Source organism: Vogesella sp. XCS3 (genome assembly GCF_020616155.1).
Classification (GTDB): domain Bacteria; phylum Pseudomonadota; class Gammaproteobacteria; order Burkholderiales; family Chromobacteriaceae; genus Vogesella.
Genome location: NZ_CP085530.1, coordinates 1,820,125 through 1,840,628, shown reverse-complemented (window position 1 = coordinate 1,840,628; position 20,504 = coordinate 1,820,125). Strand labels below are relative to the sequence as shown.

Sequence of the window (20,504 nt, the reverse complement as noted above, 5' to 3'; positions counted from 1 at the left end):
GGCTGTCCTGTTATTGCTGCGGGGTGAAGCCGGCAACCTGGTCGGCACCCTGGCCGTAGAAGTAGGCTTCGAGCTGCGCTGCCAGGTACTGGCGGGCGCGGGCATCGGCCAGGCTCAGGCGGTTTTCGTTGATCAGCATGGTCTGGTAACGCAGCCAGCCTTGCCAGGCTTCTTTGGAAACGTCGGCGAAAACACGCTGACCCAGCGCGCCGGGCAGGGGCGGGAAATCCATACCTTCGGCTTCGCGACCGAGCTTAACGCAGTTGACCATTCTTGCCATGATGCATTCCTTGCAATAGTTGAGACACAATAGCCAGTAATTGTGTCACAGAGATGACGGGTAACCAACCGTGCGCGCAGTGTGGATGCTGCGCCAGATCAAGCCGCCAGTGGCTTGATCAGCACTTTCGAGCGGCGGTTATGGTTATACAGCTCACGCCGCACCGAGGGCAGGTCGTCCACGGTAGCGGGCTGGAAGCCGCGTTCGGCAAACCAGTGTGCCGTTTGTGTGGTGAGGATGAACAGCTTTTTCAGGCCGCACAGCCGGGCTTGTTCTTCGACGTATTTCAGCAGGCGGTCGCCAAAACCGGCGTTGCGGCGCTCCTGGCTGATGGCCAGGCACGCCAGCTCGGCCATGCCGTCTTCGTGGAACGGCAGCATGGCCACGCAGCCGTAAATGCGCTCGTCGTGTTCCAGCACCGCGTACTGGCGTATCTGCATTTCCAGGTGTTCGCGGCTGCGCTTGATCAGAATACCCTGCTCCTGCAGCGGGCGGATCAGCGCCAGGATATCGCCCACGTCTTCGATGCTGGCTTCGCGTACTTTCACCAGCGAGTCACGGGCGATCATGGTGCCGGTGCCAAAGTCGGTAAACAGCTCGACCAGCAGCGCGCCGTCTTCGTTGTGGCTCACCAGGTGCGAGCGCACCACGCCCTCGCGCGTGGCGCGGATGGCGTAGGGCAGGCTCACGCGCACCTCGTCGCTATCGATGCCGCGCTGGAAAATGGTTTCGGCCTGTTCTGCCGAAATGGCGCTGTGCAGGATACCGTCGGCATCTACCAGGCCATCGCTTTGCACCATGAAAATCAGCTTTTCCGCTTTCAGCTCGATAGCCGTCTGGCAGGCCACTTCTTCCATGGTCATGTTGAACGCTTCGCCGGTGGGCGAGTAGCCGATCAGCGACATCAGTACCAGCTCGCCCAGGTCCAGCCGTTTGTTGATGGCGAGGGTGTCGATCTTGCGCACGCGGCCACTGAACTGCATGTCTACGCCGTCGATCACGCCCAGCGGCTGGGCGGTGACAAAGTTGCCGCCGGCTACGCGCAGGCAGGCACCGTGCATGGGCGAGTTGGGCATGCCCATGGACATGAACGCCTCCAGGTCGTGGCGCAGGCCGCCCACTGCCGATTTGACGGCTTCCATGGTGAGGGCATCGGTCACGCGGCGGCCATGGTGAAACTGTGGCGGCGTGCCGCGCAGCCGTAACTGTTCTTCGATCTGCGGGCGGGCGCCGTGTACCAGCACAATGCGCACCCCTAGGCTGACCAGCAGGTTGATGTCTTGCGCCAGGCCGTACAGGTTGCCGCGTGCCAGGCATTCGCCATTGATGGCAATGACAAAGGTCTTGCCGCGAAAATTGTTGATGTAAGGTGCGGCTTCACGGAACGCCAGCACAAAATCGGGATGCAGCATGCACAGCTCCAACAGCAGAGGCCGGAAAAACGCAAGATTAGCAGGAATGCCGCCAGGCTGATATGGCGGCCGTGTTACACCTGCCAGGGTTGGCCGCAGGCTATTTTTCCAGCCGCAGCTCCTCTGGCGTGTCGTCACGGTCACCGTGCGGGTGCTGTTGGTAGATATGCGAAAACGCTTCGCGCCCTTTGGTGGCGTGCGGGGGGCATTGCAGGTTATCGAGCTGCACTTGCTCGCAGTAGCAGGCTAGCTGGCACTGCAGGCGGTGAATGGGGTGGCGGGCCAGGGTGATGCCGGCTTGTTCCAGATGGTGCACCAGCTGTAAAAGCGAGTGCTGCGGCAGGGTGTACAGCAGGGTGAGGTGGCCGCTTTGCGCATCGGCGCGGGTACGAATGCCGAAAGCCTCAGCCAGCAAGCTGGCCGCACGGTGCGTCTGCTCCGGTTTGGCCAGCTTGAGCGTGCGGCATTTGAAGTGATCGGTGCTTGGCATGGCGTACCCCTGACAGGGCACGCCATGCATGCCCGCTAGTTACTCGCCTTTTTCAGCAGGATTTGCTGTACTTTCAATACATTCAAGGCTTGATTGAGCTGGGTGTCAACCGGCTTGCTGTCATCGTCCACGGCTTTGGCTGCAGGCTTGACTGCCGGTGTGGCGGCTTTGCTGGCTGCAGGCTTGGCCGCCGGGGTGGCATCTTCACCGGCCGGGTTGCTCAGGTGTTTTTCCAGGTCGGCTTCGCGGATGCGCAGGCCGCTGGCTTCGCTGCCATCTTCGGCAATGATGTCCGGAGTAATGCCTTTTGCCTGGATGGAGCGGCCGCTAGGCGTAAAGTAACGCGCCGTGGTCAGCTTGATGCCGCCTTCGTTGGATAGCGGCAGTACCGACTGTACCGAGCCTTTGCCGAAGGTTTGCGTGCCGACAATCAGTGCGCGTTTGTGGTCTTGCAGGGCGCCGGCCACGATTTCGGAGGCCGAGGCCGACCCGCCGTTTACCAGCACCACCAGTGGCACGTTTTTCAGCTCGGCCGGGGCTTTGGCATAGTAGTCGGTGGCATTGCCGCGCATGTAGTACTTGCTGTTGGCGTACAGGCGCATTTGCGCGTCGGCGACACGGCCTTCGGTATACACCACCAGCGCGTCCTTGGGCAGGAAGGCGGTGGATACGCCTACCGCACCGTTCAGCAGGCCGCCCGGGTCGTCACGCAGATCCAGCACGATACCTTTGAGCGGTGCCTTGTTTTCCTTGTACAGATTACCCAGCGCCTGGGCGAAGTTTTCTACCGTATGCTCCTGGAACTGGGCCACACGCACATAGCCGAAGCCCGGCTCCAGCAGGCGCGATTTCACGCTCTTGGTCTGGATCACGGCACGGGTCAGGGTAAACACCAGTGGTTTGGATTCGGTCTTGCGGGCGATGGTAAGCGTGACCTTGGTGCCCGGTTTGCCGCGCATGCGTTTTACTGCATCGTTCAGCGACAGGCCGCGCACCGGGGTGTCGTCGATCTTCACGATCAGGTCGCCGCTCTTGATGCCGGCTTTCTGCGCCGGGGTGTCTTCGATAGGCGCCACGACTTTCACCAGGCCGTCTTCGGCGCCGATTTCGATACCCAGGCCGCCAAACTCGCCCTGCGTGCCTTCGCGGAATTCCTTGAAGGCCTGCGGATCAAAGTAGTCGGAGTGCGGGTCCAGGCCGGACAGCATGCCCTTGATGGCTTCGTTGATCAGTTTTTTGTCTTCTACCGGCTCGACGTAGTCCTGCTTGATGCGGCCAAATACTTCGACAAAGGTACGCATTTCATTCAGCGGCAGCACGCTGTCGCCTTTGTCGGCGAAGGCTTGCACGCTAAGGGTCAGTGCACCGCCCAGCAGTGCACCGGTGGTGAGCAGGGCAATCTTGCGTGTACGTGGTGTGGTCATGGTCCAGTGTCTCGCCTGGCCTAACGGGCCCAGGATTGTGGATTGATGGGTCTGCCCAGATAGCGCAGCTCGAAGTAAAGGCCGGTTTCGCCGCTTTCCATCGTGCCGCTGGTACCCAGTACGTCACCCGCCTTCACGCCGGCGCCGTTACCACGGGCCATGGCCGAGAAGCCGGTATACACGGTGAGGTAGTTACCACCGTGGTCGATAATCATGGCGTTGCCGAAGCCACGCAGCCAGTCAGCATAAACCACGGTGCCATCGGCGACAACGCGCACTGGCGTGCCAGGGGCGGTGCGGATGTACAGGCCTTTCCAGCTATTGCCTTCACCGCGAGCCGCGCCAAAGCGGCCGGCAATCTCCCCGGATACCGGCAGCTTCATGCGGCCTTGCAGGCTCTTGAAGGCGCGGCCGGAGGCACTGCCGTCTACCACTTCGTCTATCCGTTCCACCGGGGGAGCTTTAGGCTCTGGCGGCGGTTTTTTGCCCTGTTTCTTGGCCTCGGCGACCTGCTGGCGGCGTTTTTCTGCGGCCAACCTGGCGGCTTCTTCGTGTGCCTTTTTGGCAGCGGCGGCTTTCTTGATGGCTTCCTGGCGACGGCGCTCGATTTCGGCATTAATGCGTGCGATCAGCACCGTCAGCTGTTTTTCGTCTTCTTTCAGCTGCTGCAGCCGGGTTTGCTGGGCGCGGATGCTGGCGTCGAGCTGGCTGACTTGTACCTGGCGCTGGTTCTTGGCGGCTTCTATGCGGCGCTTTTGCTGCACTTTTTCGGCCGACATGCGGCCCAGGCGCACCAGCTCGTCTTCCAGGCGCTCGGTAATGGCCTGCAGCTGAATTTCTTGGTCGCGCAGCCTGGCAATCAGTTCCTGCTGCGCGCGTGAAATATGGGTGTAGTAGGTCAGGTCGCGGCTGGCCTGGTTCGGGTCGCCCTGGTTCAGCATCAGGTTCATGGCGTCGTGCTGGCCACGTTTGTAGGTGCTGGCCAGTAGTTTGCCCACGCGCTGGCGCGTTTCGGCCACCTTCATGCGGATGCCCAAGAGCTCGGCCTGATACTGCTCCAGCTGGTTGCTGGAGCTGCCCTGTTTTTGCTCTAGCGCGTTCAGCGCTTCGTGGGTGGCTTCCAGTGCTTCTTCCGATTGTGCGATGGCACTGGCGGTTTGCTGGCGTGCGGCTTCTTTCTGCGCAATGTCTTGCTGCAGGGTGGTAATGGCTTTGCGCACGCTTTGCAGATCCTGCTGCGGGGCAGCAGGATCCAGCGGTTTGCTGGCGGGGGCCGCGTGGACGGCGCCTGCCAGCAGGGTCAGGCACAGCAGCTTTTTCACTGGAACTCGATCAGCGATTGGCCGGTCATTTCGGCCGGTTGTTCAATGCCCATCATGGCCAGCAGCGATGGGGCGATATCACGCAGCGCACCGCCATCCTTGATGGTGGCCGTGCGGCCAACATACAGGAACGGCACTTTTTGCAGGGTGTGCTGGGTGTGCGGCTGGTGGTTGGCGTTATCAAACATCTGCTCGCAGTTGCCGTGGTCGGCGGTGATCAGTACTTCGCCGCCGGCTGCCAGCATGGCGTCCACGCAGCGTTGTACGCAGGTGTCCAGCGCCTCTACGGCTTTAACCGCAGCATCGAATACACCGGAGTGACCGACCATGTCGCCGTTGGCGTAGTTGCAGATGATGGCGGCGTACTGGCCACTTTCGATGGCTGTCACGATCTTGTCAGTAACTTCCGGCGCGTTCATTTCCGGCTGCAGGTCGTAGGTAGCGACTTTCGGCGATGGTACCAGGATGCGGTCTTCGCCCGGGTAGACCTGCTCTTCGCCACCATTGAAGAAGTAGGTGACGTGCGGGTATTTCTCGGTTTCGGCAATACGCAGCTGTTTCAGCCCCAGGCCGGACAGGTACTCGCCCAGGCCATTGCTGATTTTCTGCGGCGCGTAGGCCACCGGGTGTTTGTAGGCTTCGCCGTAGCTGGTGAGGCTGGTGTACAGCGCAAACTTGGGCTGGCGTACGGCAAAGCCGTCGAAAGCCGGGTCGGTCAGCGCGCTGGTGAGCTGGCGGGCGCGGTCGGCGCGGAAGTTCATGAATACGGCCACGTCGCCGTCCAGCATTTTCAGCGGCTCGCCGATCACGGTGGGTTTGACGAACTCGTCGTTCTCGTCGCGGGCGTAGGCGGCGGCCAGTGCTTGCAGGGCAGTATCGGCGTGGAATTCGCCTTCGCCTTCCACCACGGCGCGGTAGGCGCCTTCCATGCGTTCCCAGCGCTTGTCGCGATCCATGGCCCAGTAGCGGCCGCTGACGCTGGCTACGCGTGCATGCGGGCAGTCGGCCAGCACGTCCTGCAGGCGTTGCAGGTAGATTTCGGCGCTACGCGGCGGCGTGTCGCGGCCATCCAGGAAGGCGTGCACGGCGATGCGGCCAACCCCGGCCGCTTCGGCGGCGCGGATCAGGGCAAAAATATGGTTTTCGTGGCTGTGTACGCCGCCGTCGGACTGCAGGCCCATCAGGTGCAAGGTGCTGCCGTTGGCCTTGGCGGTAGCAATGGCCTGCGCCAGGACCGGGTTGCTGGCAAAGGTACCTGCTTCGATGTCGCAATCGATGCGGCTGATGTCTTGCTGCACGATGCGGCCCGCACCGATATTGAGGTGGCCCACTTCGGAGTTGCCGAACTGGCCGCCGGGCAGGCCGACGTTGTGCTCGGAGGCGTCGATGGTGCCGTAGGGGTAGCGTGCTTTCAGCGCGTCCCAGTGCGGGGTGTTGGCCGCCAGAATGGCGTTGTCGTCGCCTTCCAGGCGGTGGCCGAAGCCGTCAAGAATCAGCAGTAGAACGGGCGTTACCTTGCTCATATGTCTTCCGTGCGGGCAAATATCGGGTGGCGCATGCAGGCCAGGCTGCATACCTGTCTGACAGGGATAGTATTGTATCGCGCCTTGCCTGTCAGCGCCGAGCCGCACGGCTGTTGGTAACCGCCACGTTACAGGCTGCCGTGCTTGTACCGGGGTTAGCGGTTTTTCTTGCGCCGTATGTACAGCGTCTTGTGCACCTTGGCCACCAGCTCGCCCTGGCTGTCGACTACGTCCACTTCCAGCTCGGGCAGGTATTTGTCGCCGTTGGCGGTGGCGTAGCGGACTTCGTCCAGCCAGCTGTCGTGCAGCTGGAAACGGGCGGTAACCACGCCCTTGCCTGGCTTGACGTAGTCTACGCGGCCGGCTTTATCCCACACGATGTAGTCCTTGCCCAGGTTTTTCAGCGTCATCAGCATGAAAAAGGGGTCGGTCATGGCGTACAGGCTGCCACCAAAGTGCACACCCACGTAGTTGCGGTTGGTCAGGCCCAGGCGCAGGCGGACTTCTACCTGTTTCCAGTCTGGTGCGATGCGGGCTACTTTGATGCCGGCGCCCCAGAACGGGGGCCACAAGTTGAAGACGGTTTTGGCTAGGCGATGATTCATGATGTGTGTGTTGTGAAACAGCTGTTTGAATCATGCCATCGTCGGCAATTTACCCAAGCGCGTCAAGCACCTGGCCACTGGGCAGGGGGCCAGGTGGTGCCTAGAACGGTAGTTCGCTCTGCGTGCCGTGCAGTGGCTCGATGCGCGCCCCTGTGACGCCCTCTGCTAGGTGAATCTGCACATGCTCGCCGTATTGCAGCTCGCCTGGCGAGCGTACCACCTGACCGGCGGCGTTTTGCACGATGGCGTAGCCACGCGCCAGTACCGCTTCCGGGTTCATGGCCAGCAGGGTGGCTTCCAGCCGGCCCAGCGCCAGCCTGCTGTGTGCCAGGCGCTGGTGGATGGTGGCCTGCAGGGCTTGTGCCTGGTGCTGTAGCCCGGCTTGCTGGCGGCGGATATCGGGCCGCTGCCGTTGCAGGCGGTGTTGCAGGCTGCCAATGCGCCAGCCTCGTTGCTGCAGGCCTTGCTGCAGGCTGCGTTGCAGGCGGGCTTGCAGCTGCTGCAGGCTGGCTTGCTGCCGGCGCAGTTTGTCGCCCGGGTGCTGCAGGCGTCGCGCCAGGTAGTCCAGGCGCTGGCTTTTGTCGGTGAGCAGGCGGCCCAGGGCGCGTGCCAGGTGGCGGCGTGTCAGGTCCAGGTTCTGCTGCATAGTCTCACGGCTGGGCGAAACCATCTCGGCGGCCGCGGTGGGGGTCGGGGCACGGCGGTCGGCAACAAAGTCGGCAATGGTAAAGTCGGTTTCGTGCCCCACACCGCTGACCACGGGCAGGGTACTGGCGGCGATGGCGCGGGCGACGGGCTCCTCGTTAAACGCCCACAGGTCTTCGATACTGCCGCCGCCACGGCATACGATCAGCACGTCTACCTCCTGGCGCAGGTTGGCCGCAGCGATGGCGGCGGCAATCTGCTGCGCCGCAGTCTGGCCCTGTACCTGGCAGGGGTAGAGAATCACTTCGATGGACGGCATGCGCCGGCGCAGCGTGGTGACCACGTCGCGCAGGGCGGCGGCGGCGGGGGAGGTGACGACACCCACGCGGCGCGGGTGATCTGGCAGCGCCTGCTTGTGCTGATTGTCGAACAATCCTTCTTTTTCCAGTTTCGCCTTCAGCCGCTCGTACGCTTCGTACAGGCGGCCCAGGCCGGCCGAGCGCATGCTGTCAACGTTGATCTGGTAATCGCCCCTGGCTTCGTACAAGGTTACCGTGCCGCGCAGCTCTACCTGCATGCCTTCTTGCAGGCGAAAACCCAATGCGGCCAACTTGTTACGAAACATCACGCAGCGTACTTGCGCCCCGGCGTCTTTCAGCGAGAAATAGCCATGACCGGAGGCGGCCAGGGTCAGGTTGGAAATTTCGCCGCCTATCCACATGGGCGGCAGGCCGCTCTCCAGCAGGTCGCGGGCCATACGGTTCAGAGAGCTGACGCTGATGACGTCGTTTTGTGATGCGCCGAAAAACATGCTTGTCAAGTCATCCACAGAGGGCGGTAAAACAAAAGCAGGCTGATTGCTTATGCATGCAGCGTGCGGCGGGGTAAATTGAAAAAATCAAAAACTTTTAAAAACAATGACTTAGATTGGTGGCGTAATTTGTGTGCAATAGGGCAGCAGGCTTGTTTTTACAAGGGGATAGGCCGTTGCACCAGCTTCATCCACAGGGTTATCCACAGCTTTTGTGGATGTTTGGTAAAAGCCTAGAAAAAATCGACACTTAGCACCAGAACTTGGGACAATGTCTCATCTGCGGGTGGTGATGCAATCGTGTTGCGCCGCTGCCGCCTACCCGATAAAGTTTAACGCTTGCTCAATCAAGGGAGAATCCCCTCGTGCTGTCTATCATTGAAGCCGCTGGCTGGCCGATCTGGACCATCATCATTGCTTCCATTATCTCCCTCACTATCACCATCGAGCGCTTTTATAGCCTGCGTGCCGCGCTGGTGGTGCCAAAAGGGCTGCTGGCGCAAACCCTGCAACAGCTACGCCGTGGTGGTGCCAGCCGCGACATGGTAACCGAACTGCGCGGGCACTCGCCCTTGGGCCGCCTGCTGGCTGCCGGGCTGCGCCAGGTGAACGCGTCGCGCGACGTGATGAAAGAGGCCATCGAGGACGAGGGCCGGATTGTGGCGCACGAACTGGAGCGCTACCTGACTACGCTGGGCACCATTGCCGCCATGTCGCCCTTGCTGGGCCTGCTGGGCACGGTAATCGGCATGATCGAGATCTTCGGTTCCCAATCCCCTACCGGTACCGACCCGCGCGTGCTGGCGCATGGTATTTCGGTGGCGCTGTATAACACCGCATTTGGCCTGGTGGTGGCGATTCCCAGCATGATTTTCTACCGTCACTTCCGCGCCCGCGTGGATGATTTCCTGGTGGAAATGGAAGCCCAGGCAGTGCGGCTGGTCGAAGCCATTCACGGCGACCGTCACGGCGACTAGGAGCTGGCATGAATTTTCGACGTCGTGGCCATCGTGAAGAGCCGGAAATCAACTTCATTCCGCTGATCGACTTGCTACTGGTCATCCTGATTTTCCTGATGGTGACCACCACCTACTCACGTTTTTCCGAGCTGCAGGTCAGCCTGCCGCAGGCCGAAGGCAAGGCCGAAGAAAAGAAAAGTGCCGAGCTGCGTGTAGAAGTAAGCCGGGAAGGGGAGTACCGCGTAAACGGTAGCCGCCCGGCAGACAAGTCGGTAGCGGCACTGAGTACGCTGCTGAAAACGCTGTCCAGCGGCAAGCAGAACCCGGTGGTGATTATCAGCGCCGATGCCCAGGCTACGCACCAGTCCGTGGTGTCGGTGATGGAAGCCGCGCGCTTTGCCGGGCTGAGCCAGCTGACCTTCTCTACCCAGTCGGTAGCACCGTGAGCAGGCTGGAACAGCACTGGTACCGCCCTGTCTGGTGGATGACAGCCCTTCTGGCCTTGCCCGAAGGGCTGTTTGCCCTGTTGGCCGCACTGCGCCGGCTGCTGTATCGCTGCGGCCTGAAAAGCGTCACCACCTTGCCGGTACCGGTGGTGATCATCGGCAATATCAATGTGGGCGGTGTCGGCAAGACGCCGCTGACCGAAAGCCTGCTGCGCGACTTTGCTGCCCTGGGGGTCAAGGTCGGGGTGATCAGCCGCGGTTACGGTGGCAGCCACACCACCGCCACGCTGGTGTCGGCCCGGACGCCGGCCAGCCTGGTCGGCGACGAGCCGCTGCTACTGGCCGCCACGGGGGCGCCGGTAGCGGTAGGGCGTAACCGTATCGCTGCCGCCCGGCTGCTGTTGCAGCAACACCCGGACCTGGCGCTGATCCTGAGTGACGATGGTTTGCAACACTACGCCCTGGGGCGCACGCTGGAAATCGCGGTACTGGATGGCGAGCGTGGTCTGGGCAATGGCCATTTACTGCCGGCAGGCCCCTTGCGTGAGCCTGCAGCGCGTTTGCGCAGCGTGGACGCTATCGTGGTAAACGGTGGCGACGCCAGCCGGCTATCGTTGCCGCCGGGGGTGCCCTGTTTTCGCCAGACGCTGGCGCCGGGCGCGTTTTACCGTGCGGCCAACCCTGCCAACACGCGCCAGGCACAGGACTTTGCTGGTGAGCAGGTGGCTGCGCTGGCCGGTATCGGCAACCCGCAACGCTTTTTTGACACCCTGCAGCGCCTGGGCGTGACCTTGCAGCGCAGCATTGCCCTGCCAGACCACCATCCGCTAGCGGATACTGACCTGCCGCAGGATGTCGACGCCGTGATTGTGACTGCCAAGGACGCGGTCAAGTTGCAGTGCGTCAATCATGCTAGACTATGGATTCTGCCCGTGGCCGCGCGGCTGGAGCCCGATCTGGCCCCGTGGATACTGTCCCGACTGAAAGAAACAAATGGACGCAAAATTTCTTGAAATTCTGGTTTGCCCGCTGTGCAAAGGCCCGCTGCAGCTGGACAAGGCCAAGCAGGAACTGATCTGCAAGGGCGACCGCCTGGCTTACCCTATCCGTGACGGCATTCCCATGATGCTGGAAAGCGAAGCCCGCGAGCTGGCCCCCGAGGAAGAAGTGCAATGAGCGGTTTCCTGGTGGTGATTCCCGCGCGGCTGTCGTCCAGCCGCTTGCCGGAAAAGCCGCTGGCCGATATCGGCGGTAAACCGATGGTGGTACGCGTGGCCGAGCGCGCCGCGCAGTCTGCCGCCAGCCGCGTGATCGTGGCCACCGACCACCCCCGCATTGTGGATGCCTGTCGCGCGCACGGCGTAGAGGTGGTGCTGACCCGTGCCGACCACCCCAGCGGCACCGACCGTCTGGCCGAAGTCGCCAGCCTGCTGGCGCTGCCGGACGATGCGGTAGTGGTCAACGTGCAGGGCGACGAGCCGCTGATCGACCCGGCGCTGATCGACGCCCTGGCCGCACAAATGCAGGATGGCGCGCTGCCGATGGCGACGCTGGCGCACGCCATCCATAGCGCAGAAGACATGTTCAACCCGAACGTGGTGAAGGTCGTGGTCAACAAGCAGGGGCGGGCGCTGTATTTCAGCCGCGCGGCCATCCCGTTTGCCCGCGACGCCTTCGCAGCCGACCGCAGCACCCTGCCGGCCGGCCTGCCGGTGTACCGCCACATCGGCATGTATGCCTACCGTGCCAGCCTGCTGCATACCTACAGCCAGCTGGCGCCCGCGCCGCTAGAGCAGTTCGAGGCGCTGGAACAGCTACGCATGCTGTGGCACGGTTTTGACATTGCGGTTGAATGTGTGGCCGACGCGCCGCCAGCCGGCGTGGATACGCCGGAAGACCTGGCCCGCGTACGAGCCATCGTTGCGGCCAACCTTTCCGAATAACACAACAAGTGAATGATGGGAGTAAACGATGAAGTTGATTCTGTTGGGCGCTCCGGGCGCTGGTAAAGGCACCCAGGCAAACTACATCAAGGAAAAGTTTGGTATTCCGCAAATCTCCACCGGCGACATGCTGCGTGCCGCCGTTAAGGCTGGTACACCGCTGGGTGTGGAAGCGAAACAGATCATGGACGCAGGTGGCCTGGTTCGCGACGACATCATTATCGGCCTGGTGAAGGAGCGTATTGCCGAGGCAGATTGTGCAAACGGTTTCCTGTTTGACGGTTTCCCGCGCACCATCCCGCAAGCCGAAGCGATGAAGGAAGCCGGCGTGGATATCGACTACGTAGTCGAAATCGACGTACCGGACGAAAACATCATCGACCGCATGTCCGGCCGCCGCGTACACGTGGCTTCCGGCCGTACCTACCACGTGAAATACAACCCGCCAAAAGCGGAAGGCGTGGACGACGAAACCGGCGAGCCGCTGGTACAGCGTGACGATGACAAAGCCGAAACCGTGAAAAAACGCCTGGACGTGTATCACGAGCAAACCGAAGTGCTGGTGGGTTTCTACTCGCAAATGGCGGCCTCTGGCGATGCCAAAGCACCGAAGTACGTGAAGATCGACGGTACCCAGGCAGTAGAGTCGGTACGCGATACCGTACTGGCGGCACTGGGCGCCTGATTCTGCGCGTGTTGCCATAAGAAAGGCGGGGAGCTTCCCCGCCTTTTTTCATGCCCGCTGCCTGCTTAGCGGTTTTCCAGCGGCCCCAGCAAGGGGGCTGGCAGGCGTCTGTCTTTCACTAGTTGCAGCAGGGCGTTGACCACATGCGGGTCAAACTGTGTATTGGCACGGCCGCTGATGTAGTCCAGCACTTCTGCCAGTGGCCAGGGCTCTTTATAGGGGCGTTTGTGCAGCAGGGCATCGAATACGTCCACCACCGCCACGATACGCGCCGATAGCGGAATGTCCTGCCCTTTGAGCTGGTGCGGGTAGCCGCTGCCGTCAAAGTACTCGTGGTGGCCGCCAGCAATATCGGCCCCCATGGACAGGTAACTGACGCCTTCTACCATGGTGCTGGCCTTGCGCAGGATGTTGGCACCAATGGTGGCGTGCTGCTCCATGATGCGGCGCTCTTCCGGGTCCAGCCGGCCGGGTTTGAACAAGATATGGTCGGGTGTGCCGACTTTACCCACATCGTGCAGGATACTGGCCATGCCTATCATGTCCATAAAGCGTGGCGTGAGGTCTTGCTCATAGACCCCCATGCACTGTAGCTCGGTGGCAATGGCATCGCTGAGCAGCTGCACGCGCAGTACGTGCTCGCCGGTATCGGTATCGCGGAATTCTGCCAGATCGGCCAGTGCCACCACGGTGGCTTCTTGTGAGCTGATCAGCTGCGAGTACAGGTAAAGATTGTCGTAAGCCGAGGAAATGCGCTGGCAGTACACCTCCAGCAGGCTACGCTCCACGTCTTCCAGCGGCCAAGGCGGCGAGAAGTGCACCACGAATTCACGCCCGTTTTGCGACGAGATATACAGGATGTCCAGCGGGTGGCGGTAGACGTTGCTTTTACTACCTAGCGCTTCTTTTATGGCGGTGTGCAATTCGGGGAATTGCTGGGCAATGGCGCTATCGTTCTTGTTCAGTAGTGATTCGAATGCGCCGGTGGCGGCCAGTACTTCCAGCTCCGGTCGGCCACCGTGATGGGTGTTTTCCATGCACAGCACGCCGTCGGTGCCCACATCCAGAATCGCGCTGATCTGCTTGAGTACGCCGGAGGCAAACTCCTTGAGCGAGCGTAGCCGGTACAAGTCGCTGGCACCTTCCAGGATTTTGGACAGACCCTGGCGGTTTTTTTCGATGGCGACCAGGTTTTCATAGGCGCGCAGCGAAGCAATAACGGTAGTAAACAGCTTTTGTACCGTCAGTTCGGTTTTGGTTTTGTAGTCGTTGATATCGTAGTTCAGGATCACTTCTTGCTCGGGTGCCTGGCCAGGCTGGCCGGTACGCAGCACGATACGCGATACGGTATTGCCCAGCTCATTGCGGATGCGCTCTACCAGGCGCAGGCCGGCATCGTCGGTTTCCATCACCACGTCCAGCAGGATCAGGGCAATGTCGGGCTGCTGTTGCAGGATGCGATAGCCTTCTGCCGCGCTGTAGGCACTCAATAGCGCCAGCGGGCGCTCTTTGTAGCGCAAGTCCTTGATGGCTAGCCGGGTGGCGCTGTGTACGTCTTTTTCATCATCGATGATCAGTACATTCCAGGGCCGGCGCAGCGGGGTATCCGGTTGTGGGGTGTCCTGGTCGTCCAGCAGCCAGTCGTTGTTGTCGGTGAGCTCGCTCATACTGGTTCCTTACGCTTGTTGTTCTGGTGCCACGCAGGGCAGGGTCAATGTAAAGCGGGTCCCCTCACCCACCATGCTATCCACATTGATATTGCCCCCCAGGCGTTTAAAGACGATGTTGAATACAATGTGTAATCCCAAGCCACTACCGCCATTGCCACGCTTGGTGGTAAAGAAAGGCTCGAAGATGCGCTCCAGGTTTTCCCTGGGTATACCGTTGCCATCGTCGCTGACCACCAGCCGCACTTTTTGTGATGACATAGCATCGGCTTTTATCAGGATAGTGCCTTCTTGCTCTTCATCATAGGCATGCAGCAGGGCATTCATCACCAAGTTTGTTACCACCTGGGATAGTGCGCCGGGGTAGCTGTCCATCTCCAGCCCTGCCGGGCAGTCGATTTCTACCTGTGTGTGGGTACGGCGCAGTTTGGGCCTCAGGCTGGTAATGACCTCGTGCAGGTACTCGTTCAGGTCGAAGGTACGGCGCGCTTCGCTGGTCTGGTCTACGGCCACTTGCTTGAAGCTGTGGATCAGGTTGGCCGCACGTTCGGCATTGCTCAGGATCAGTGCCGAAGACTCCTCTGCAGTATGCAGGTAGTCCTGTAGCTCGCTTTTTTTGATCTGACCGCTGGAGAACTGGCTAACGATTTGCTGGGTGGAGAGCGACAAATGCGAAGCCGCTGTCAGGGTGATGCCTACCGGCGTATTGATTTCATGCGCCACACCCGCCACCAGCCCGCCCAGCGAGGCCAGCTTCTCGGTGCGGATCAGCGTATCCTGGGTTTCTACCAGCTGCTGGTAGGCGCCTTCGGCGCGTTCTTTTTCTTCCAGCGCGTAGGATTCGGCATCACGACGGCGCTCCAGCTCGCTGCTTACTTTCTGGGTAATGGCGTTAACGCCATGCACCAGCTCGGAAAACTCCGAAAACCGCGCCTCGGGTAGCAAGATGCTTTCGTTACTTTCCAGTTGGGATGCGCGCAGCAGCGCCGCGTGCAGCTCTTGTATGGGGGAGAACACGTAGCTGCGTAGCAGCAGAACCAGAATGATGGACAGGCTTACCGCCACCAGTAATGCCTGCATGCCCAGGCGCAGTAGCTCGCTTTCCAGGCGGTTGTTGATGCGCGCGCGCGACAGGTAAACGGTAATCGAGCCCAGGTTGTCGCGCTGCTGGTAGAGCACGGGCAGCACCAGGGTTTCGTCGCTTTTGATCTGCTCGTCTTTTTTCAGGTTTACCACGCGGCCATCGGGCATGTTCTGGCGGCCAAGATAAAGACCCGCGTCCCCTTCTACCCGCATGCCCAACACGGCCATGGATTCCAGCTCGGCATCCAGAGTGAGGCGGATGAACTCGTCGTCCAGCTGCCAGACACCATGTGGCAGCGACAGGGCCAGCCGCTGTTTCAGGCCATCTTTCAGCGCCTGATAATCCTGCTCCTCTTGCGCCTGGGTACTGCGATAGGATGCCAAGCCGGTTGCGCCCAGCACCAGTAGCAGGGCGAACAGGATCCAGATCAGCAGTCTTGCCTTGATGCTATGCATGGCAGCTTTCCATTCATCAGGGGTCTATTTCATATTACGCCACGCTTTTATAGCTTTTATGCAGAATTAAGCCGAGCAGGGCAAGAGTTCGTGGTGGCGTATCCAAAATGCTGCAATGGCATTGCGGCCAACATGGTATTGAAATTGCCGCTGGCGGCCCTATTTAGTGCTTACCGTTGTTAACCTCACAGATAGACACTATGAGCGCACAGAAAGAAACCCTGGGTTTTCAGACCGAAGTCAAACAGCTTTTGAAGCTGATGATCCACTCCCTGTACTCCAACAAGGAGATCTTCCTGCGTGAGCTGGTTTCCAACGCCAGCGATGCGGCCGACAAGCTGCGTTTCGAGGGCCTGAACAATGCGGCCCTGTTCGAGAACGACCCGGACCTGAAAATCCGCATCGCGGTAGACAGCGATGCCAAGACCATTACCATCACCGACAACGGCATCGGCATGAGCCGTGACGAAGTGATCGCCAACATCGGTACCATTGCCAAGTCGGGTACCAAGGCTTTCTTCGAGCAGTTGTCCGGCGACGCGAAAAAAGACGCCAACCTGATCGGCCAGTTCGGTGTGGGCTTCTACTCTGCCTTTATTGTGGCCGACAAGGTCACGCTGACCACCCGCCGTGCCGGCACTGCGGCCAGCGAAGGCGTGCGCTGGGAGTCGGCCGGCGAGGGCGACTTTACCCTGGAGCAGGTAGACCAAGCCGCGCGTGGCACCGAGATCGTGCTGCACCTGAAAGAGGGCAATGAGGAGTTCCTCAACGACTGGTCGCTCAAGCGCATCGTGCGTACCTATTCTGACCACATCTCGATTCCTATCGAGATGAAAAAGGGCAACAGCTACGGCGAAAACGGCGAAGTCATCGTCAGCGACGACTTTGAAACCGTGAACGAAGCCTCCGCGCTGTGGGCCCGCAGCAAGAACGACATTACCGAAGAGCAGTACAAAGAGTTCTACAAACACGTTGCGCACGATTTCACCGACCCGCTGGCCTGGAGCCACGCCCGTGTTGAAGGCCGCCAGGAATACACCGAGCTGCTGTACATCCCGTCGCGCGCCCCGTTCGACATGTGGGACCGCGACCGCAAGCAGGGTGTGAAGCTGTACGTGCGCCGCGTGTTCATCATGGAAGACAGCAACAAGCTGATGCCGCAGTACCTGCGTTTTGTCCGTGGCGTGATCGACAGCAACGACCTGCCGCTGAACGTATCGCGCGAAATCCTGCAGGAATCCAAAGACATCGACGCCATCCGCGCCGGCTGCGTGAAAAAAGTACTGGGCCTGCTGGATGACCTGGCGGCCAACCAGCCGGAAAAATACGCCGACTTCTGGAAAGAATTCGGCCAGGTGCTGAAAGAAGGCGTGGGCGAAGACTTTGGCAACAAAGACCGTATCGCCAAGCTGCTGCGCTTCGTGTCCACCGCGAGCGAAGGCGACGTACCTGCCGTATCGCTGGCCGACTACGTTGGCCGCATGAAAGAAGGCCAGGACAAGATTTACTACATTACTGCCGACACCCTGTCCGCAGCGCGTAACAGCCCGCACCTGGAAGTGTTCAAGAAGAAAGGCGTGGAAGTATTGCTGCTGACCGACCGCGTGGACGAGTGGGTAACCGGCTCGCTGACCGACTTCGATGGCAAGAAACTGCAATCGGTAGCCAAAGGCGCACTGGACCTGGGCGCGCTGGAAGACGAGGCCGACAAGGAAGCGCAGAAGCAGGTGGAAGAAGCTGCCAAGCCAGTGGTAGAGCTGGTGCAAAAAGCGCTGGGCCAGCGCGTGAAGGACGTACGTGCCACCGCCCGCCTGACCGACAGCCCGGCCTGCCTGGTGGTAGGCGAGCAGGATATGAGCGCCCATCTGGAGCGCATGCTGAAGGCCGCCGGCCAGCCGGTGCCGGAAGGTGCCAAGCCCACGCTGGAAATCAACCCGGAGCACGTGCTGGTAAAACGCCTGGCTACCGAGTCTGACGACGGCCGCCGCGAAGACCTGGCCAATGTGCTGTACGACCAGGCACTGCTGGCCGAAGGCGGCAAGCTGGAAGACCCGGCAGCTTTCGTGAAGCGCATCAACAAGCTGATGCTGGAGCTGTCCGCCTGACCTTGCGCCCGGCTAGCGCCAGCGCTCTCCAATAAACCGCCAGCCTTTCGGGGCTGGCGGTTTTTTCGCGGCCAACCTGATATATCAGTCGAACGGGCAGGCGATAAACGCCGGGTGTAACTCCGCCTGTGCGCTCCAGGCGCGCAGAGTAGGGTAGGCGTCTGCCGCGACCAGATCAGGCACCCGCTCGGCGATAAAGCGCCAGGCCACGGCCATGCTCAATGTGGCCTGATTCAGCGTGCCTGCTGTCGGGGCGTGGCGTTGCAGTGCGCTTTCCATGCCAGCGCAGGCAGCGTTCAGTTGTTCGTTGACCCGTTCCAGCCATGGCGCGTGGCGCGCATCTGGCGGGCGCAACTGGCACTCGTAATAGGCTTGTACCGCTTTTTCCATGGCAGCCAGTGCCCACCCTACCTGGCAAAGAGCGTGTTGTCGTGCCGGCAAGCTGGCCGGCAGTAGCCGCTGCGCCGGCGGCACGTGCAGGTCGAGGTAGTCCAGGATCAGGCTGGAGTCCATCAGCACCTCGCCATCGTCACATACCAGTGTGGGAGCCTTGAGCACAGGGTTGATGTGGCGGAAGGCCGGCATATGGCGGAATACCGACAGCGGCTGGTGCTGGTGTGGCAGCCCCAGTAGTTGCAGAGAAATGGCCACCCGTCTGACGTAGGGTGAGTCCAGCATGCCGATCAGTTGCATGGTAGCTCCCTTGTTTGGTTGTGGATCGAGATAAAACCCAGCGGCAGCGTCGTATTGGTGGTTGCCGCGGTGGTTTGCCCGTGCAGATCCAGCCTGCCATGGCCTTCCAGTAGCAGTTTACCGGCGGGCAAGAGTGCCTGCTCGCCGCTATTCAGGCAGATGTCCTGGCCGTTGATACTCAGCCAGTGCGCACCGCTGAGCGCACGCACCTGGCAGGGGCGCACCAGTTGTAGCACCAACAACTCCCTCGCGTGTAGCGTCAGATGTAGTACATGTTCCATTGTGTTTCCCTCCCAGTAGTGTTACTACTTTAAGCCTATGAGAAACAAAGGAAAATTGATTAATTCTTCCGGGAAATGTTAGTTTTGCTTACATGAAGAACCTTCCACCCCTCACTGCGCTACGCAGCTTTGAAGCCGTTGCGCGCCTGGGCAGCATTACGCGTGCGGCCGAGGAGTTGCACGTCACCCATTCGGCCATCAGCCAGCAGATTCGCTTGCTGGAGGACCTGCTGGGCATCACCCTGTTTGTGCGTGAAGGCCGTGGCCTGCGGCTGACGGAGGAGGGGCGCATTTACGCCTTGCAGATCCGTAGCGGCTTGGCCGAGTTGGGCGAAGCTACCCGATTGATCCAGGCCAGGCCGCGCGAAGGCGACCTGGCGGTGGCGGTGTTGCCATCTTTTGGCGCGCAGTGGCTGCTGCCACGGCTGCACCGCTTTCAGGCGCTGCATCCGCACTACCGCGTTAGTATCCGTGCCAGCCTGGATATTCTTGATCTGCGCCAGGGTCTGGTGGACGTAGGCATCCGTATCGGGCAGGGCAATTGGGAAGGCTTGCAGCAGCTGAGGCTGTTCGACGACCAATTACTGATGGTCGCCGCGCCCGGTTTCAATGCAGGGCGGCTGCCGCAGACGCCGCAACAAGTGATGGCCGGCCCCTTGATCCGCTCGGTAGAAAGCTGGCAGCCGTGGTGCCAGCTCGCCGGCATCGAGGAGCCAGGTGAAGCCCTGTTGTGGATTAACGATTCCAACCTGATTCTGGAGATGGTGCGGCAAGGGCAGGGCATTACGCTGGAGCGGCGTAGCCTGGTGCAGCGCGATCTGGACACCGGCCGGCTGGTGCAAGTCACCGATATCGTGGCGCCGTATCCTCACCCCTGCTGGCTGGTGTGGCCACCGCGGGAAAGTGCCCGCCACAAGCAGGAAGTCTTTGCTGCCTGGATACAGCAGGAAGTGGCCGACTATCTGGCCGCATTACCTGCCGGTAGTGGCCCGGCCACGCGCTAGCCTGTACGGCCAGCGGTACATTTTTAGCCATGGGCTATCGCTATGGCGCCCGTTCTGCGCTACCGTATTGCCCCATGAAGATTACCCGCCATCTCCCCAAAGACGAAATCAAGGCGCTGCCGCCGTTTGCCGGTTTGACGCTGTCGCAGATCACCCTGGTGCAGGACGAGGCAGGCTTGCTGGCCGCGGTAGCCGCCCTGCAAGCCCACGACGTGCTGGGGTTCGATACCGAGTCGCGGCCAACCTTCCACAAGGGCCAGAAGCCCACCGGGCCGCATCTGGTGCAGCTGGCCAGCGCCGACCATGGCTGGCTGTTTCCGCTGGGCGAAGGCCCGATGCCGGCACCGTTGGCCGCACTGCTGTCGCGCCCCGGCCTGACGCTGGCAGGCTTTGACCTGAGCTCGGACCGTGCCCACCTGAAAAACCGCTTTGGTGTGACCGACCTGAACTTGCTGGACCTGGGCAATCTGTTCCAGTGCGAGGACAAGCGCCTGACCATTGGCGCGGTACAGGCCGTGGCCCAGCTGTTTGGCCAGTATTTCCGCAAATCGAAAAAGCAGTCCACGTCCAACTGGTCGTTGCGCGCGCTGTCCGAGGCGCAGCAGCTGTATGCGGCCAACGATGCCTGGGTCGCCTGGCGCGTATGGCAGGCACTGCAGGGGACTTGACC

General features: G+C 61.0%; 21 protein-coding genes. 9 read left to right on the top strand and 12 right to left on the bottom strand.

Annotated features, from left to right (window positions below; all coding sequences use genetic code 11):
- Positions 1–10: 10 nt before the first annotated feature.
- The 8 genes from LCH97_RS08690 to xseA form a co-directional block, all read right to left on the bottom strand.
- Entirely contained in the window at positions 11–280 is a 270-nt protein-coding gene (locus LCH97_RS08690) for an oxidative damage protection protein (protein ID WP_144373648.1), read from the bottom strand.
- A 98-nt stretch (positions 281–378) separates the two neighbouring features.
- Complete coding sequence (gene argA / locus LCH97_RS08685) at positions 379–1,692, bottom strand: amino-acid N-acetyltransferase (RefSeq protein WP_227305161.1); 1,314 nt, start codon at positions 1,690–1,692, stop codon at positions 379–381.
- 100 nt (positions 1,693–1,792) lie between these two features.
- The gene (locus LCH97_RS08680) at positions 1,793–2,182 is read right to left on the bottom strand and encodes a hypothetical protein (protein WP_227305159.1); all 390 of its coding nucleotides are present in this window, start codon (positions 2,180–2,182) and stop codon (positions 1,793–1,795) included.
- A 35-nt stretch (positions 2,183–2,217) separates the two neighbouring features.
- Positions 2,218–3,606 (bottom strand): S41 family peptidase, encoded by a 1,389-nt coding sequence (locus LCH97_RS08675; protein WP_227305157.1) that lies wholly within the window; start codon positions 3,604–3,606, stop codon positions 2,218–2,220.
- A gap of 20 nt (positions 3,607–3,626) precedes the next feature.
- Positions 3,627–4,928: a murein hydrolase activator EnvC gene (locus LCH97_RS08670; protein ID WP_227305155.1), complete on the bottom strand. Its 1,302-nt coding sequence runs from the start codon at positions 4,926–4,928 to the stop codon at positions 3,627–3,629.
- Positions 4,925–6,451, bottom strand: coding sequence for a 2,3-bisphosphoglycerate-independent phosphoglycerate mutase (gene gpmI / locus LCH97_RS08665; RefSeq protein WP_227305152.1), 1,527 nt, complete (start codon positions 6,449–6,451; stop codon positions 4,925–4,927). The genes LCH97_RS08670 and gpmI overlap by 4 nt, the downstream gene beginning before the upstream one ends.
- Positions 6,452–6,606: 155 nt before the next feature.
- Positions 6,607–7,056, bottom strand: a complete 450-nt coding sequence (locus LCH97_RS08660) for a DUF4442 domain-containing protein (protein ID WP_227305149.1) — start codon at positions 7,054–7,056, stop codon at positions 6,607–6,609.
- A 100-nt stretch (positions 7,057–7,156) separates the two neighbouring features.
- Positions 7,157–8,512: an exodeoxyribonuclease VII large subunit gene (gene xseA, locus LCH97_RS08655; RefSeq protein WP_227305300.1), complete on the bottom strand. Its 1,356-nt coding sequence runs from the start codon at positions 8,510–8,512 to the stop codon at positions 7,157–7,159.
- A 365-nt stretch (positions 8,513–8,877) separates the two neighbouring features.
- Here xseA and LCH97_RS08650 point away from each other — a divergent pair, with 365 nt between their 5' ends.
- Genes LCH97_RS08650 through adk form a run of 6 tightly spaced genes read left to right on the top strand, consistent with a single transcriptional unit; the run spans position 8,878 to position 12,545 of the window.
- Positions 8,878–9,489: a MotA/TolQ/ExbB proton channel family protein gene (locus tag LCH97_RS08650; RefSeq protein WP_227305145.1), complete on the top strand. Its 612-nt coding sequence runs from the start codon at positions 8,878–8,880 to the stop codon at positions 9,487–9,489.
- Positions 9,490–9,497: 8 nt separating this feature from the next.
- A complete protein-coding gene (locus LCH97_RS08645) occupies positions 9,498–9,917 on the top strand; it encodes a biopolymer transporter ExbD (RefSeq protein ID WP_227305143.1) in 420 nt (139 codons plus the stop codon).
- Positions 9,914–10,930: a tetraacyldisaccharide 4'-kinase gene (gene lpxK, locus LCH97_RS08640; protein WP_227305140.1), complete on the top strand. Its 1,017-nt coding sequence runs from the start codon at positions 9,914–9,916 to the stop codon at positions 10,928–10,930. The genes LCH97_RS08645 and lpxK overlap by 4 nt, the downstream gene beginning before the upstream one ends.
- On the top strand, positions 10,911–11,093 hold the full coding sequence (locus LCH97_RS08635) for a Trm112 family protein (RefSeq protein WP_017506910.1): 183 nt from the start codon (positions 10,911–10,913) through the stop codon (positions 11,091–11,093). Before lpxK ends, LCH97_RS08635 begins: the two co-directional genes overlap by 20 nt.
- Positions 11,090–11,860: a 3-deoxy-manno-octulosonate cytidylyltransferase gene (kdsB, locus tag LCH97_RS08630; protein WP_227305137.1), complete on the top strand. Its 771-nt coding sequence runs from the start codon at positions 11,090–11,092 to the stop codon at positions 11,858–11,860. Before LCH97_RS08635 ends, kdsB begins: the two co-directional genes overlap by 4 nt.
- A 28-nt stretch (positions 11,861–11,888) precedes the next feature.
- Positions 11,889–12,545 carry an adenylate kinase gene (adk, locus tag LCH97_RS08625; RefSeq protein ID WP_147684476.1) on the top strand — a complete coding sequence of 219 codons (657 nt, stop codon included), beginning with the start codon at positions 11,889–11,891 and terminating at the stop codon, positions 12,543–12,545.
- Between the two features lie 65 nt (positions 12,546–12,610).
- On the opposite strand, the gene LCH97_RS08620 is transcribed toward adk, so the two are convergent.
- Positions 12,611–14,212, bottom strand: a complete 1,602-nt coding sequence (locus LCH97_RS08620; protein WP_227305135.1) for a DUF3369 domain-containing protein — start codon at positions 14,210–14,212, stop codon at positions 12,611–12,613.
- 9 nt (positions 14,213–14,221) lie between these two features.
- Entirely contained in the window at positions 14,222–15,751 is a 1,530-nt protein-coding gene (locus tag LCH97_RS08615) for a sensor histidine kinase (RefSeq protein WP_227305132.1), read from the bottom strand.
- A gap of 200 nt (positions 15,752–15,951) precedes the next feature.
- Here LCH97_RS08615 and htpG point away from each other — a divergent pair, with 200 nt between their 5' ends.
- Positions 15,952–17,856 carry a molecular chaperone HtpG gene (htpG, locus tag LCH97_RS08610; RefSeq protein ID WP_227305130.1) on the top strand — a complete coding sequence of 635 codons (1,905 nt, stop codon included), beginning with the start codon at positions 15,952–15,954 and terminating at the stop codon, positions 17,854–17,856.
- Positions 17,857–17,940: 84 nt separating this feature from the next.
- Here htpG and LCH97_RS08605 read toward each other — a convergent pair whose 3' ends face one another.
- Both LCH97_RS08605 and LCH97_RS08600 read right to left on the bottom strand, forming a co-directional pair.
- The gene (locus tag LCH97_RS08605) at positions 17,941–18,549 is read right to left on the bottom strand and encodes a glutathione S-transferase family protein (RefSeq protein ID WP_227305128.1); all 609 of its coding nucleotides are present in this window, start codon (positions 18,547–18,549) and stop codon (positions 17,941–17,943) included.
- A complete protein-coding gene (locus tag LCH97_RS08600) occupies positions 18,540–18,830 on the bottom strand; it encodes a hypothetical protein (RefSeq protein WP_227305125.1) in 291 nt (96 codons plus the stop codon). Before LCH97_RS08600 ends, LCH97_RS08605 begins: the two co-directional genes overlap by 10 nt.
- A 92-nt stretch (positions 18,831–18,922) precedes the next feature.
- Between LCH97_RS08600 and LCH97_RS08595 the strand changes: the two genes are divergently transcribed.
- Both LCH97_RS08595 and LCH97_RS08590 read left to right on the top strand, forming a co-directional pair.
- Positions 18,923–19,834 (top strand): LysR substrate-binding domain-containing protein, encoded by a 912-nt coding sequence (locus LCH97_RS08595; protein ID WP_227305122.1) that lies wholly within the window; start codon positions 18,923–18,925, stop codon positions 19,832–19,834.
- 74 nt (positions 19,835–19,908) lie between these two features.
- On the top strand, positions 19,909–20,502 hold the full coding sequence (locus tag LCH97_RS08590; protein ID WP_026107606.1) for a 3'-5' exonuclease: 594 nt from the start codon (positions 19,909–19,911) through the stop codon (positions 20,500–20,502).
- The last annotated feature ends 2 nt before the right edge of the window (positions 20,503–20,504 follow it).

Bases quoted from the DNA above. Each gene is read 5' to 3' on its own strand.
- LCH97_RS08635 (WP_017506910.1), top strand. From the start codon at position 10,911: ATGGACGCAAAATTTCTTGAAATTCTGGTTTGCCCGCTGTGCAAAGGC.
- gpmI (WP_227305152.1), bottom strand. From the start codon at position 6,451: ATGAGCAAGGTAACGCCCGTTCTACTGCTGATTCTTGACGGCTTCGGC.
- LCH97_RS08690 (WP_144373648.1), bottom strand. From the start codon at position 280: ATGGCAAGAATGGTCAACTGCGTTAAGCTCGGTCGCGAAGCCGAAGGT.
- LCH97_RS08645 (WP_227305143.1), top strand. From the start codon at position 9,498: ATGAATTTTCGACGTCGTGGCCATCGTGAAGAGCCGGAAATCAACTTC.
- htpG (WP_227305130.1), top strand. From the start codon at position 15,952: ATGAGCGCACAGAAAGAAACCCTGGGTTTTCAGACCGAAGTCAAACAG.
- LCH97_RS08590 (WP_026107606.1), top strand. From the start codon at position 19,909: ATGAAGATTACCCGCCATCTCCCCAAAGACGAAATCAAGGCGCTGCCG.
- LCH97_RS08595 (WP_227305122.1), top strand. From the start codon at position 18,923: ATGAAGAACCTTCCACCCCTCACTGCGCTACGCAGCTTTGAAGCCGTT.
- kdsB (WP_227305137.1), top strand. From the start codon at position 11,090: ATGAGCGGTTTCCTGGTGGTGATTCCCGCGCGGCTGTCGTCCAGCCGC.
- LCH97_RS08605 (WP_227305128.1), bottom strand. From the start codon at position 18,549: ATGCAACTGATCGGCATGCTGGACTCACCCTACGTCAGACGGGTGGCC.
- LCH97_RS08615 (WP_227305132.1), bottom strand. From the start codon at position 15,751: ATGCATAGCATCAAGGCAAGACTGCTGATCTGGATCCTGTTCGCCCTG.
- LCH97_RS08680 (WP_227305159.1), bottom strand. From the start codon at position 2,182: ATGCCAAGCACCGATCACTTCAAATGCCGCACGCTCAAGCTGGCCAAA.
- argA (WP_227305161.1), bottom strand. From the start codon at position 1,692: ATGCTGCATCCCGATTTTGTGCTGGCGTTCCGTGAAGCCGCACCTTAC.
- LCH97_RS08620 (WP_227305135.1), bottom strand. From the start codon at position 14,212: ATGAGCGAGCTCACCGACAACAACGACTGGCTGCTGGACGACCAGGAC.
- LCH97_RS08660 (WP_227305149.1), bottom strand. From the start codon at position 7,056: ATGAATCATCGCCTAGCCAAAACCGTCTTCAACTTGTGGCCCCCGTTC.
- LCH97_RS08675 (WP_227305157.1), bottom strand. From the start codon at position 3,606: ATGACCACACCACGTACACGCAAGATTGCCCTGCTCACCACCGGTGCA.
- LCH97_RS08600 (WP_227305125.1), bottom strand. From the start codon at position 18,830: ATGGAACATGTACTACATCTGACGCTACACGCGAGGGAGTTGTTGGTG.
- xseA (WP_227305300.1), bottom strand. From the start codon at position 8,512: ATGTTTTTCGGCGCATCACAAAACGACGTCATCAGCGTCAGCTCTCTG.
- adk (WP_147684476.1), top strand. From the start codon at position 11,889: ATGAAGTTGATTCTGTTGGGCGCTCCGGGCGCTGGTAAAGGCACCCAG.